Genomic DNA, 14,151 nt, shown 5'->3' with positions numbered 1-14,151 from the left:
GTCAAAGAAGAAGAGAAAGCGCAAGAAATAGTAAAAGCTAAAGAAGAAGAAAAAGTACAAGAAATAGACAAAAGCTAAAGAAGAAGAAAAAGCAAGAGAAATAGACAAAAACTAAAGAAGAAGAAAAAGCAAGAGAAATAGCAAAAGCTAAAGAAGAAGAGAAGGCAAGAGAAATAGCAAAAACTAAAGAAGAAGAAAAAGCAAGAGAAATAGCAAAAGCTAAAGAAGAAGAGAAGGCAAGAGAAATAGCAAAAACTAAAGAAGAAGAAAAAGCAAGAGAAATAGCAAAAGCTAAAGAAGAAGAGAGAGCGAAAGAAGCATCTAAAAACAACATACAGTCTGCTAAACGTGAATTAACGGTAGTAGCGACAGCGTATACTGCTGATCCAAGTGAAAATGGTACATATGGTGGACGCGTTTTAACTGCGATGGGGCATGATTTAACGGCAAATCCGAATATGAGAATTATCGCAGTTGACCCGAAAGTAATCCCATTAGGATCTAAAGTATGGGTAGAAGGTTATGGAGAAGCTATCGCTGGTGATACTGGAAGTGCAATTAAAGGTAATCGTATTGATGTTTTAATGGGTTCAAAAAGTAAAGCTATGAATTGGGGAAGACAAACTGTTAAAGTGAAAATTTTATAGTAACAATAATTATCCAAATAGAAGTCAGTTCTCTTTATTGAGGCTGGCTTTTATTTTTTTAGTGGAAGTATAATAGGATTTTTAAATGGCTTATTACTAAACCTGTAACAAAACATAAAAATTGTATGATGTTTAGAAAATAAAACTATTAAGAATGAGGTAAGGAAGTAGAACAGAAGGTTATTGAGAAGTAGAGAAGAGTAGTATGTTGAAAACGAAGGATTAACGTATAATGAAATGTATAAATTGGATCAAATCGTTTACTAAACACTTTCACTCATAATAGTGTAATTAAGTTCAAAGGATAGGTGTATTTCATGAAAGAAGTAAGAGAATATATTGAAACAAAGAAACAAGGTGTATTGGAGCTGCAAATAAAAGAAACTGAAGAAAAGTTAGGTGCTGCTTTCCCAAATCAATATAGGGATCTTATTAAATTAGTTAATAATGCTGAAATAGGGGAATGGATACTATATCCGATTAAAGATAATAGAAATGTAACGAAAACTTGGGATGATATAGTTAGACAAAATGTTGACATGAGAGATGAGTATATGCCAGAAAACCTTATCATAATTGGTGACGATGGTTCAGGGGATAAATTGTGCTTTAAAATAAATAATGGAAAAATGGATGATGAAATATACATTTGGTATCACGCGGATGACGAAATGGAAGAAATATCTCCGAGTTTAAAAGAATTTATTATGGAAACTATTCAGGAAGACGATGTTTTTTAGTCTTAATTATTATCATTTTGTGAATCATTCTTATAAAAGGCGAGGATAGAATATGACAACAGAATTATATGGTGCACATTGCAAAGAAAGGAAAGGGTATAGAGTAATTGAAGGAAGAGGTTCATATAATCATTATTTTGGCGGTCAAGATTGTAATTTGCCAGTATGTAAGTTATGCGGTGAAAAGATGCATCAAATTCTCTGTTTTGATTTAAAAGATGGGAGACTTGCTGAACTTAAAAGTAATGAACTAAATATTTTACCATTCGTTTCATGCTTGAACTGCGCGATGGTATGGGAACCGCAATATTTTCAGTTAAGTGATGGAGGGAAAACTGTTCAAATCATACAGCAGCAAAATACAGAAGAATGGATAATGGAAGAGGAATATAAGTTACCAGTTTTATTACCAAAAACAACGGTAAAGCTTATAAATATGAAAAATGAAGATATACCTACAGATGAAGATAGTTACTGGAAAGCTTTTAACTTGTTCGGTTCTGAATATGTATGTAGATTATTAGGGGTACCGTTATATGATGATCTTCCAAAGGATTTGGCGTGTCCAACTTGTGCGAAAGAGATGAAATATGTTGCTACAATTACTCAAGATATTGAGGAACGTGGACTTATTTCAGTAGTTGATTTCCAGTTTGGGGAAATGAATATATACTATTATTTATGTATAGATTGTTTAATTATAAAAACTGAAATACAAAATACATAACAAGCCTAACATATTATGTTAGGCTTGTTTTTTGATCGCAACATCATTAAGAATTGCATCAAATATATCTTTTTGCGTAAAGTTATCTGTAAAAATAGTTTCTCTGGCAACCTTAATAGTATCGTGCGGATTATACCATTTTTGTAGGGAATCTTCACCAAATTCATGTCGTTTGTCCCTTGTGTTATGTCGTCTAATAGTTTCCTCTAATGATAAATCAAAGTAATATGCAAATGCATTTTCATCAAAATAACGAATTAATTCTTTTAACATCTCACCATACCTATGACTGTTCAATATACCTTCTAAAATAACAAATTCACATTTTCCTTTTCCGTACTTCGTAATTTCAAATAGTAAATCATGTGATAAATTACCCATTGTGTCGTGTACTCTAAGCATATCTCTACGTACAACATCCTGTGATACTAAAAGTGTCCCTTGTCCGAAATGTTCTTGTAGTTGTTTTGCAATCGTTGTTTTACCACTTGCGGAGTTTCCTCTAAGAATGATTAAAGTGGATGTAAATATAGGATTAGACATAATGTATTCCCCCCAACAGCATTAATTATATAGAAAATTTTAACAAATAAAGTGAGGAAAGTGTATAATCAATATGATGGATATTTAAGGAGGGGGTAAGATGGGGGATATATTAAAAAATGCACAACCTATATGGAAACGGACTTGGTTTCGTTATCTAGGGGCATTTTTTATTGTTCAGTTACTGTTTATCCCGCATTAACGGGCAGTAAGCCCCCCACCTCAAAATTCAGCGAAAGCGAAGAAGTTAGGTGGGGGATCAACTACCCGTAAAAGCCCGATTGGTGAGGGCTGATAATCAGTGGGGGATGAACAAAACCCCCACTGATTAAAGTTTCACTTTATTTTGTGTGAAATCACTGGGTGGGTACCAAACTTTAGGCCAGGCGGAGAGTTTTTTAATAGAATATTAAATTCTCAATTTTTCACTGAAAGGTTCACACTCTATACAATCCCGCAATTTAACGTATTTACAGCATTTTTTGCGATTACATTACTACCATATGCATTAGTAGGTGCAATGAAAGATGTAACAGCAAGAAAAAATATAAAGGAATAATAGAGGTAGAATATGCTTTTTCAAAAAGAAGGTTTATTGATTAGATACGTAATGGAAGATGATGCATCTATCATTTCTAAATGGTTAATGGACCCAGCAGTCCTGCGGTATTACGAAGGACGAGATAATCCGCAATCTGTAGAAAAGGTGCTTGATCATTTTATACATAGTCCAAACAGTAATGAAAAAAGATGTTTAATAGAATTTGATAACATTCCGATTGGTTACATACAAATGTACCCAGTGGATTCAGAGTGGAAAGCGTTATATGGCTATAAAGAATCACAAAATGTATGGGGTATGGACCAATTTATCGGTGAACCAGCCTATTGGGGAAAGGGAATTGGAACAAAACTCGTTCAGGCAGCAATTACATATATTATGGGTGAAATGGGAGCAGAAGCAATTACAATGGATCCGAAAGTAAATAATGAACGAGCAATAAAGTGTTATGAAAAAAGTGGATTTAAAAAAGTAAAGATTTTAAAGGAACATGAGTTGCATGAGGGGAAATTAGAAGATTGTTGGATGATGGAATATAAACAATAATAATGGCTTATACAAACAAAGGGGGATGTGTGAAATGAAAAAAGCATTAATCGTAATTGATGTGCAAGCGGGTATGTATACAGCTGGAATGCCAGTACATAATGGGGGAAAGTTTTTACAAACATTGCAAGAGCTTATTAGGGAATGTCGTTCAAATGATATTCCAGTTATTTATATCCAACATAACGGTCCTAAAGATCATCCGTTAGAAAAAGGTACGGATGGATGGCGAATCCATGCGGCCATCGCTCCGCAAGAAGGAGATAATATAGTTGAAAAGACGACTCCAGATTCATTCCATAATACAAACTTAAGCGAAGTGTTACAAGAGAAAGGAATTGAACACGTTATTCTTTCGGGAATGCAAACAGAGTATTGTGTAGATACGACAACGCGCAGAGCATGTAGTGAAGGATATAAAGTAACGTTAGTGAGTGATGCACATAGTACATTTAATACAGAAGTGTTACGTGCTGAAGATATTGTGAAACATCATAACGCAGTATTGGGAGCGTTTGCGGATGTTGTTAAAGTAAAAGACTTAAAAGTGGCTGCCTCTAAATAAGAGGCAGTTTTCATTAGAAAAAATAGCGTCAAATATTGTTAGTAAGTCGGTATTTTGAAATAATCACTTATATAATTTCACGTACCATAATGAAAAAATACAAAAAAGGAGCACCACATAATTAAAAAGGGCGCTCCTGTATTAAAACGTTACTTTTTTTATCTTTATCCAATATATTTTGTTCTTCAGCAAACTCTGTACCATATGCAAAGCGACGATTAATACGAATGTTATCATTGTTGTGCCTTGTATGAGAGTTAGAGAAGCGATGAACGATTACTTCAGATAAAGTGAAGACGATGGCAGAAAGGATACTGCCCCATGCAATTTGCATATAGTTGTCTAATAAAATATTACCGAAAATCCATACGCTTAAATATGTTAATAAGAAATCCGACATAATGGCACCAGTATTGCCAATTCGATTTAAAATGATTTTATCAACGAACATGTAGGATACGATTGTAACAAAGAGACTGAATGAAATAATTTGAACAAACGTTGCAGGGAAAAATAAAGCAAGCCCAATGCTAAATGCGATAATGCACGATATAAACTTGATAAGCACTACTGTGAAATCATTCAAAATTTACACCTCCGATTTATACATAGTTTTTCAATAAATTCTGGAGTTCATACATTGTAACGGATTTATTTACATAAAACTTTTTCATGTTCGGAATTTAGTCTAAATATTATAAAAACAATGAAAAAATGTTATAGTAAAATGAGAGTGTATGACATTTTTAGGTAAGGGGGAATCCAGGATGTGGATTACTTCAGAAGTAGAAATTCCAGATGAGTTAATTGATCACCTTGAGCAAGGAAAGTTAGTATTATTTGTTGGAGCGGGAGTTTCTATGAAAGGGAAATCAAACTTACCGAATTTTGATGATTTAGTTGATGAAATTGCAAAAACGTTATATGTCGAAAAACGTGAAATAACAGAACCACATGATTATTATCTTGGTAAAATTGCGAAAACAAAAGATGTACATCAAGTCGCAAGAGATCTTGTTCATATAGAGAAATCAAAACCGAATCCATTGCATTATGCAATTCCAAGGCTATTTCCTTTAGATACAGATATCCGCATTGTAACAACAAATTTTGATCAACATTTTACAACAGCAATTAAAGAAATAAATAGAGATATCAATGTTTATTACGCTCCAGCTTTACCGACTGGGAGAGCTTTTAAAGGTCTTGCTTACATACATGGTAATGTAGAACAGGAGAAAGAGGCTTTAATTTTAACAGATGGTGATTTTGGAAGGGCTTACTTAACGGAAGGGTGGGCGAGAAGATTTTTAGTTGATCTATTCTCAAATTACACCGTTTTATTCATTGGATATAGTCATAATGACCCAGTAATGAAATATTTAGCAACTGGTTTACCACCAAGTACAAGACGATTTGCTTTTGTCGCACAAGGAGAAAATACGTACCATTGGGAACATTTAGGGATAAGACCAATTGTGTATCCGAATAAGGTGAATAATCATCAATCCCTCGTAAAAGCGGTAAAACGCTGGGCTGAATTAATGGGTGATAATTATATTACGAAAAGAATGCGTATTCGGGATATTGTAACGGTTCCCCCGTCAGTAGAACAGGAACAATTATCATACATAAAGCAATCGATTAAAAAAATTGAAACAGTGCGTTACTTTGTGGAATTTGCTCATGATTATGAATGGGTCGAATGGTTAGAAGCAGAAGGTAAATTACAAAATTTGTTTATGCTTACGCCAAACTATAATGAAGTAGATGAATTACTTGCAGAATGGTTAGTGGAACAATTTCTTTTTAGTCATCAGAAAGAATTATTTCAATTAATTTATAAAAACTATTCTAAAATATCACCGTTATTATGGAGAACAATTTGTAACTACTTAAACGAAACGAAGAGTAAGATGGACCCGCTGTTGTTTGCAAGGTGGACACTCCTTTTATTAGAAACAGCTGAAAAAGATAGTAGCTCTATAGAAAAGATTTCTAAGTTACTGCAAAAATGTTCTTTTCCTGAGCATAAAGAAATTGCCTTATTGTTACTAACTTTTATTTTAGACGGAAAACTGAAGTTGAAACGTGTAAGAAAATGGGGAAATGATACGCAAGAATCAATAGAACTCGAGGAATCGAGTCGCTTACCAGTATCTACATTTTCTCATGTGGAGCAAATTTGGAACGAAAAGATGAGGCCATATATCGCTTATTATGCTGTTCCAATTATGATGATTGGATTAGAAAAATTGAGAATGTTGTCGTTAAGACAAACGGCACTGAAAAAAAGAAATAAGGAAAATGTAGAGAAAGAGTTTCATCAAAATGATCTTGCATTTTTAATACGAATTGTAAAAGAGTGTCTAACTTATTTATGCGAAAACAATGAGAAAAAAGCGGATTATTATATTACAGAAATGATAGAAGCAAATAGTGTACTTCAAAAGCGAATTGCAATTGATGCGATGAATAAAAATATTTTTGTTCGTGTAGATGACAAAATGAAATGGTTGTTACATGAAGGACTTATTTTAGATTTCACTTATAAACACGAAGTTTTTCAACTTTTAAAAAGGCATTATGCACATTGTTTAGAAAAAACAAAAGAAGAAGTCACTCGAACTGTAATAAAGCATCTTACAGAAGAGAGGGTATTTGATGCATGTCTCGTATTAGACTTATTATTCAAGTGTGATTCGAATAGCCCATCTACGGCAAATGGGTATGAGTTAATGAAGCAAAAGCATCCTCATTTTCATTCTGAACGATACAGTGTACAAAAGAAAGAAGATACAGCAGAAAGCATTACTTGTAATGTAACTGCTGACGGATTATTGCAGCTGAAAGATGTTGAAATTATGAAGCAAGTTCAGCAATTTTCGCAAGATGGTGTTTTTGAACAACGCCATTTTTTAGAGATGTTATCAAAAGCATGTAAATTAAACACAGAATGGAGTATTTCATTTGCATACCAATTAGTAGGAGTGCAAGAAATAAGTAATGAAGTATGGTTTGTTTGTATTAGAGAATGGCGAAATAATCGAGGATTGACGAATGAGCAAATCCAAAAAATTATTCCGCTATTGCAGAAATTTGTTAGAAATACTGCTTTTCATTGGTTAATTAGTAGTTTTCTATATGAAATTAGTAATCGACTAGAAGAGTTAGAAGAGAACAGTATACGTGTTGTAAAACGATTTGCTTTTTCAGTGTTCCCTCAAGTTATGAAGAGTGATACAGACTTTAAGCTTGGGAAACAAGATTTTTATAATGAATCAATTCAGCATCCAGTTGGAAAAATGACGGCTGTATTATTAAAGTTGTTATCATATGATCATTTATACGATCGTAATGTATATGAATATTTATTTTTATTTGAAGAACAAGTAAGAGTTAATTCGGAACGAACAAACTTTATGTTTGCTCGTTTAATAGCAGATATTACATTTCTATATCATATTGAAAAACAATGGTGCCGAAAATATTTGTTACCATACTTAGATTTAAAAAACAAAATGAGATTACGGAATATGCATGGGCCGGCTTATGTTACACGCAAATAAATTTACCTTTATTTACAGAAATGAAGCGATTTATTAAGTATGCGATAGAACATTTGGAAGTATTACATCCGCATACGAGAGAAGCTTTCTTGAAGTGGCTTAGCTTTGTATTTATTAAATGTGTACTATATTGGGAGCAAAAAACAAATTGGTTATACCCGTTACTCATACTAGAAAATGAAGAAAATAAAATTAAGTTTATGCAGTTTTTATGCTATTACGTCAAAACATTAAGTGTAAAAGAACAACAAAAGTTTTGGACAGCTTGGCTCAGTGTATTTTTGCGAGAACGACCAAAAATGGGTGAGATAACTGCGAGAGAATATGTAATGCTTTTACGTATTATTTTATACATGGATGAAATATTAGAAAAAGGATTATGTATTATGTCTCGTGCATTTTCAAGTGTACATGGTAAATGTACAGGTGAGGAAATGAAGCGGTTATTGATTGAAATGCTTCATAAAAAAGAAAGTATGAAAGCGCATAAAGAAATGTTTGCAAATGTGTTTTTTATTTTACTACAAACATGTCACGAAGCCGTTTTATTTGAAAAAGAAATCATACAAATAAAAGAATTATTAGTTCAGTATGAAGTAGAGGAATATGTTTTACATTTACTAGAAAATGAAATAATTCGCATAGGAATTGTAATGGGTGATTTACAAAAAGAATTATAGGACGAAAGTGGAATTTGAAAAAATATATAAAAAGTTGTTGACAGTGTTTTGAAAAGCGTTCTATAATACGAATCATACTTATTCAATTTCAAAAACATTTGAATAAACAAAGTGCAATGAAGAGATCACAGTAGTGGTTAGTCTTACTGTAACAGAGAGCTGGTGGTTGGTGTGAACCAGTACAGGGATAATCATGAATTACAGTCTTGGAGCATCTTTTTCGTAATAAAGATAGTTTGTCTTTATGAGGAAAAAGCGGTCAATTGATCGTTAACAGTGAAGAGAGGTAGACGGAAAGTTAGTCTACAACTAGGGTGGTACCGCGATAAATATCGTCCCTACTGATTTATTCAGTAGGGACTTTTTGTATTTTAGTGGTTCAACTTGAAAATTAAATAGTCATGCATTGAAAGGAAAAGCAGTAGTTGTTGTTTCCCTGTAACAGAGAGCTGGTGGTTGGTGCAAACCAGTACATAAACAAGAGCGAATTACAGTCCTGGAGCATCTTTTTCGTAGTAAAGATAGTATTGTCTTTATGAAGGGAAAGACGGTCAGATGATCGTTAACAATGAAGAGAGGTAGACGAAAGAAGTCTACAACTAGGGTGGTACCGCGATAAATATCGTCCCTACTGATTGAATCAGTAGGGCTTTTTTGTACAAAAAAGTGGGTTTTTAACTAGTAGTTCATGTCTTTGTATGAATTATTAGTTTAAAATAAGAAGAGGTATCGATTCCACTATAAATTTGTATAATTAGTCAGTTCAGAAAATAGAGAATTTTTTATTCTCTTACTATACTTTTAAAACATTAGAGGAGGATTTCCAAATGGCAAATCATGAATTAGATCAATTACGTAAACAGGTAGATGAAATTAACTTACAACTATTACACCTTTTAAACAAACGTGGTGAAATTGTTCAAAAAATTGGAGAGCAAAAGCAAGTACAAGGTACGAAACGCTTTGATCCAGTACGTGAGCGTGAAGTACTTGATATGATTGCAGAGCATAACGAAGGACCATTCGAAACATCAACAGTTCAACATATTTTCAAAACGATTTTCAAAGCAAGCTTAGAGTTACAAGAAGATGATAACCGTAAAGCGTTACTAGTATCACGTAAAAAGAAACAAGAAAATACAATTGTTGATGTAAAAGGTGAATTGATTGGAAACGGAACACAAACGTTCATCATGGGACCTTGTGCAGTAGAAAGTTTAGAACAAGTTCGTCAAGTGGGGCAAGCGATGAAAGACCAAGGCTTAAAATTAATGCGCGGTGGTGCATTCAAACCGAGAACTTCTCCATATGATTTCCAAGGTTTAGGAGTAGAAGGACTTCAAATTTTACGTCAAGTAGCAGACGAGTTTGACTTAGCAATTATTAGTGAAATTTTAAATCCGAACGATGTTGAAATGGCATTAGACTACGTTGATGTAATTCAAGTTGGCGCACGTAACATGCAAAACTTCGATTTATTACGAGCTGTAGGTAAAGTTAACAAACCAGTATTATTAAAACGTGGATTAGCAGCAACAATTGATGAGTTCATTAACGCAGCGGAATACATCATTGCGCAAGGTAACGATCAAATTATTCTTTGTGAGCGCGGTATCCGCACATACGAAAGAGCAACACGTAACACATTAGACATTTCTGCAGTACCAATTTTAAAGAAAGAAACACATTTACCAGTTATCGTTGATGTAACACATTCAACTGGACGCAGAGATTTATTATTACCAACAGCGAAAGCGGCACTTGCAATTGGTGCAGATGCAGTAATGGCTGAAGTTCATCCAGATCCAGCAGTTGCATTATCAGATTCTGCACAACAAATGGACATTCCAGAATTCCATAGATTCATGGATGAGTTAAAAGGTTTCAAAAATAAATTATCTTAATTCCATATCATATATGCGTTGAAGAGGAAACAGTAGTGCTTATCTCACTGTTAAAGAGAGCTGATGGTCGGTGTGAATCAGTACAAAGGTAAGCATGAATTACAGCCTTGGAGCATCTTTCCCGACAACTTTTGGAGGGTAAGACGGTCGAACGATCGTTAAAGAAGAAGAGAGGTAGACGAAAGAAGTCTACAACTAGGGTGGTACCGCGATAAATATCGTCCCTACTGAGCGCTCAGTAGGGACTTTTTTGTACAAAAAAATAGTAAAGGGGCAAGAGAAATGAGATACATTACAGCTGGAGAATCACATGGACCGCAGTTAACAGTTATTTTAGAAGGTGTACCAGCAGGTTTGACACTTACGGCGGAACATATTAATAAAGAATTATTAAGAAGACAAAAAGGTCATGGACGCGGAAGACGTATGCAAATTGAAACAGATACAGTTGAAATTGTAAGTGGTGTTCGTCACGGGATGACACTTGGATCACCGATTACGTTAATTGTAAAAAATGATGATTTCAAACATTGGACGAAAGTAATGGGTGCAGAGCCAATTTCGGAAAAAGAAAGTAAAGACATGAAACGTACAATTACAAAACCACGTCCCGGACATGCAGATTTAAATGGAGCAATTAAATATGGTCATCGTGATATAAGAAACGTATTAGAGCGGTCATCTGCAAGAGAAACGACAGTTCGTGTAGCTGCTGGTGCAGTTGCAAAACAAATTTTAAGCGAATTAGGCGTGGGAATTGCAGGACATGTTCTTGAAATTGGTGGAGTAAAAGCAAAACATATTTCAAACTTATCAATTGAAGAAATTCAAACAATTACTGAAAACTCACCAGTTCGATGTTTAGATGAAGAAGTAGAGCAAGAAATGATGAATGCGATTGACAACGCAAAAAGTAGTGGAGATTCAATCGGTGGTATTGTGGAAGTCATTGCAGAAGGTATGCCGATTGGCGTTGGTAGTTACGTTCATTACGATCGTAAATTAGATGCAAAACTTGCTGGTGCAATTATGAGTATAAATGCATTTAAAGGTGCTGAAATCGGCGTAGGTTTTGAAGCGGCACGACAACCAGGAAGCAAAGTGCATGATGAAATTCTGTGGGATGAAGAAAAAGGATACACGAGAAAAACGAATAATGCCGGCGGTTTAGAAGGCGGTATGACAACAGGTATGCCAATTATCGTAAGAGGCGTGATGAAGCCAATTCCTACTTTATACAAACCGTTAGCAAGTGTTGATATTGATACGAAAGAAGCATTCCAAGCGAGTATTGAAAGATCTGATAGTTGCGCAGTACCAGCAGCGGGTGTAGTAGCTGAATCTGTTGTGGCATGGGAACTTGCAGATGCACTAGTCGAACAATTCGGAAAAGATCGTATGGAATTATTAAAACAAAACATTATGCAACACAATAACTACGCAAAAGAATTTTAATAAAAAGGTGGGTTTAACTTGCAAGTAAAAGATCAACTATCATCATTACAACCATATAAACCAGGTAAATCACCAGAACAAATGAAAGAAGTGTACGGAGATCATTCGTTTGTGAAATTAGCATCGAATGAAAATCCATTTGGTTGTTCACCGAGAGTTTTAGAAGAGTTGCAAAACTCTTGGTTGGAACATGCTTTATATCCTGACGGAGGTGCTACAACGCTCCGTCAAACAATCGCAGATAAGTTGCATGTGCAAATGGAACAAGTACTTTGTGGTAGTGGTTTAGATGAAATCATTCAAATGATAAGCCGCGCCGTATTACGAGCGGGAGATAACATTGTAACAGCAGGTGCAACATTCCCGCAGTACCGCCATCATGCGATTATTGAAGGGTGTGAAGTGAAAGAAATTCCTTTAAATAAAGGTGTATACGATTTAGACGAAATTTCGTCAGCGGTAAATAATAATACGAAAATCGTATGGATTTGTAATCCGAACAACCCGACGGGCACATATGTGAATGAGCAAAAATTAACTCAATTTATTGAAGGCATTAGTGAAAATACGTTAATTGTCATTGATGAAGCGTACTATGAATACGTAACAGCAAAAGATTTCCCTGAGACATTACCGTTTTTAGAAAAACATAAAAATATTCTTGTACTTAGAACGTTTTCTAAAGCATACGGATTAGCTTCTTTCCGCGTTGGATATGCGATCGGACAGGAAGAGCTAATTGAGAAATTAAATGTCGTACGTTTACCATTTAACGTATCTTCATTAGCGCAAAAAGCAGCGACGATTGCTTTTGGTGATGACGAGTTTATTAAAGAAATAGTTCACATGAATACAGAAGGATTACAGCAATACGAGAGTTTCTGTAAGGAAAACGGTATACCATTTTATTCGTCACAAACTAATTTCATCTTCTTACCGGTAGATAATGCTGGAGAGATTTATGAAGCTTGTGCACATGCAGGATTTATTATTCGTCCATTCCCAAAGGGTGTCCGTATTACAGTTGGAACAAGGGAGCAAAATGAAGGAGTGATTTCAGTGTTAAAACAACACTTTGAAAATAAAAAAAATAAGTCTCGAGATGAGGCAAATGCGTAAAAAGGTAGTATTAATTGGAACAGGTTTAATAGGAGGCTCTCTCGCATTAGCAATTAAGAAAGAGCACGATGTAACGATAACAGGGTACGATATATTTAAAGAGCAAGTAGAGCGTGCAAAAGAATTACACGTAGTAGATGAAATAGGAGTTGATTTACAGCGTGCATGTGAAGAGGCACATTTAATTGTTTTTGCTTCTCCAGTTGAAGAAACGAAGAAGCTATTACACAAACTTGCGTCATTCCGTTTACGAGAAGATGTTATAGTGACTGATGTTGGTAGTACAAAAGGGTCTATTATGAACGAAGCGGAAGCTTTATTTTCAAAGGATGTTTCTTTCATTGGTGGACATCCGATGGCGGGTTCTCATAAAACGGGAGTTGAAAGTGCAAAGGCACATTTGTTTGAAAATGCATTTTACATTTTAACACCGATGAATCACGTGCCAAATAAACAAGTGGAAGACCTTAAAGTATGGTTAAAAGGAACAGGGTCACATTTTCTTGTTTTAAATACGGAAGAACATGATTATGTAACAGGGATCGTTAGTCATTTTCCGCACCTTATCGCAGCAGGTTTAGTAAAGCAAGTTGAGAAACATGCAGGAGATAATCCGCTCATTCATCAACTAGCTGCTGGAGGTTTCAAAGACATTACACGTATCGCATCTAGTAGTCCAAAAATGTGGAGTGATATTGTAAAGCAAAATCGAGAGCATTTAATGGTATTATTAAAAGAGTGGATCTCTGAAATGGAAGATTTATATAAAACAGTTTCTACCGGAGATGCAGGCGAGATTCAAAACTATTTTGCAGATGCGAAAGAATACCGTGATTCTTTACCAGTAAGAAAGAGAGGGGCAATTCCTGCCTATCACGACTTATACGTCGATGTATTAGATAAGGTGGGGGCATTGGCTCATATTACGAGTATTTTAGCGCGCGAGGAAATTAGTATTACGAACTTGCAAATATTAGAAGCGCGTGAAGGACTGCTTGGGGTATTACGTATTAGCTTCCAAAGGGAAGAAGATCGTATGAAAGCAAAGCTAGCGCTTGGAGAAGAAGAATACCAAACTTATGAAACAATTTAAA

The 14,151-nt window shown here is 34.7% G+C and carries 11 protein-coding genes, 3 pseudogenes and 3 other annotated features; of the genes and pseudogenes, 12 read left to right on the top strand and 2 right to left on the bottom strand.

Features of this window, described 5'->3' with window-relative positions:
- The 3 genes and pseudogenes from HMPREF1014_RS32415 to HMPREF1014_RS31315 form a co-directional block, all read left to right on the top strand.
- A pseudogene (locus HMPREF1014_RS32415) lies at positions 1-647 on the top strand (3D domain-containing protein); the annotation flags it as partial.
- 317 nt (positions 648-964) lie between these two features.
- Entirely contained in the window at positions 965-1,387 is a 423-nt protein-coding gene (locus HMPREF1014_RS14750) for an SMI1/KNR4 family protein (protein WP_000665936.1), read from the top strand.
- A gap of 52 nt (positions 1,388-1,439) precedes the next feature.
- Positions 1,440-2,114 carry a hypothetical protein gene (locus HMPREF1014_RS31315; RefSeq protein WP_000206088.1) on the top strand — a complete coding sequence of 225 codons (675 nt, stop codon included), beginning with the start codon at positions 1,440-1,442 and terminating at the stop codon, positions 2,112-2,114.
- Between the two features lie 18 nt (positions 2,115-2,132).
- Here HMPREF1014_RS31315 and HMPREF1014_RS14740 read toward each other — a convergent pair whose 3' ends face one another.
- Complete coding sequence (locus tag HMPREF1014_RS14740) at positions 2,133-2,657, bottom strand: kinase (RefSeq protein WP_000070081.1); 525 nt, start codon at positions 2,655-2,657, stop codon at positions 2,133-2,135.
- A 100-nt stretch (positions 2,658-2,757) separates the two neighbouring features.
- Between HMPREF1014_RS14740 and HMPREF1014_RS31610 the strand changes: the two genes are divergently transcribed.
- From HMPREF1014_RS31610 to HMPREF1014_RS14725, 4 genes and pseudogenes are all read left to right on the top strand, one after another.
- Entirely contained in the window at positions 2,758-2,859 is a 102-nt protein-coding gene (locus HMPREF1014_RS31610; protein ID WP_000502344.1) for a YfzA family protein, read from the top strand.
- A gap of 138 nt (positions 2,860-2,997) precedes the next feature.
- Positions 2,998-3,216: pseudogene (locus tag HMPREF1014_RS30110) on the top strand (YfzA family protein); the annotation flags it as partial.
- 12 nt (positions 3,217-3,228) lie between these two features.
- Entirely contained in the window at positions 3,229-3,765 is a 537-nt protein-coding gene (locus HMPREF1014_RS14730) for a GNAT family N-acetyltransferase (RefSeq protein WP_000898766.1), read from the top strand.
- 34 nt (positions 3,766-3,799) lie between these two features.
- On the top strand, positions 3,800-4,330 hold the full coding sequence (locus tag HMPREF1014_RS14725) for a cysteine hydrolase family protein (RefSeq protein WP_000709541.1): 531 nt from the start codon (positions 3,800-3,802) through the stop codon (positions 4,328-4,330).
- A gap of 121 nt (positions 4,331-4,451) precedes the next feature.
- On the opposite strand, the gene HMPREF1014_RS14720 is transcribed toward HMPREF1014_RS14725, so the two are convergent.
- Positions 4,452-4,916 carry a YndM family protein gene (locus HMPREF1014_RS14720; RefSeq protein ID WP_000997704.1) on the bottom strand — a complete coding sequence of 155 codons (465 nt, stop codon included), beginning with the start codon at positions 4,914-4,916 and terminating at the stop codon, positions 4,452-4,454.
- Between the two features lie 181 nt (positions 4,917-5,097).
- On the opposite strand from HMPREF1014_RS14720, the pseudogene HMPREF1014_RS31305 reads away from it, so the two are divergent.
- The 5 genes and pseudogenes from HMPREF1014_RS31305 (at position 5,098) to tyrA (ending at position 14,150) form a co-directional block, all read left to right on the top strand.
- A pseudogene (locus tag HMPREF1014_RS31305) lies at positions 5,098-8,579 on the top strand (DUF4020 domain-containing protein).
- A gap of 107 nt (positions 8,580-8,686) precedes the next feature.
- Positions 8,687-8,922: a binding site (T-box leader), on the top strand.
- Between the two features lie 54 nt (positions 8,923-8,976).
- Positions 8,977-9,212, top strand: a binding site (T-box leader).
- Between the two features lie 194 nt (positions 9,213-9,406).
- On the top strand, positions 9,407-10,483 hold the full coding sequence (locus HMPREF1014_RS14710) for a bifunctional 3-deoxy-7-phosphoheptulonate synthase/chorismate mutase (RefSeq protein WP_001273575.1): 1,077 nt from the start codon (positions 9,407-9,409) through the stop codon (positions 10,481-10,483).
- Positions 10,484-10,492: 9 nt separating this feature from the next.
- Positions 10,493-10,712: a binding site (T-box leader), on the top strand.
- 53 nt (positions 10,713-10,765) lie between these two features.
- Positions 10,766-11,938 carry a chorismate synthase gene (gene aroC / locus HMPREF1014_RS14705; protein ID WP_001269427.1) on the top strand — a complete coding sequence of 391 codons (1,173 nt, stop codon included), beginning with the start codon at positions 10,766-10,768 and terminating at the stop codon, positions 11,936-11,938.
- A gap of 18 nt (positions 11,939-11,956) precedes the next feature.
- Positions 11,957-13,057 carry a histidinol-phosphate transaminase gene (hisC, locus tag HMPREF1014_RS14700; protein ID WP_001197275.1) on the top strand — a complete coding sequence of 367 codons (1,101 nt, stop codon included), beginning with the start codon at positions 11,957-11,959 and terminating at the stop codon, positions 13,055-13,057.
- The gene (gene tyrA / locus HMPREF1014_RS14695; RefSeq protein WP_001228131.1) at positions 13,050-14,150 is read left to right on the top strand and encodes a prephenate dehydrogenase; all 1,101 of its coding nucleotides are present in this window, start codon (positions 13,050-13,052) and stop codon (positions 14,148-14,150) included. The genes hisC and tyrA overlap by 8 nt, the downstream gene beginning before the upstream one ends.
- The last annotated feature ends 1 nt before the right edge of the window (position 14,151 follow it).

It is taken from the genome of Bacillus sp. 7_6_55CFAA_CT2, assembly GCF_000238655.1.
Taxonomy (GTDB): Bacteria; Bacillota; Bacilli; order Bacillales; family Bacillaceae_G; genus Bacillus_A; species Bacillus_A cereus.
This window is presented reverse-complemented; position numbering and strand designations above follow the sequence as displayed.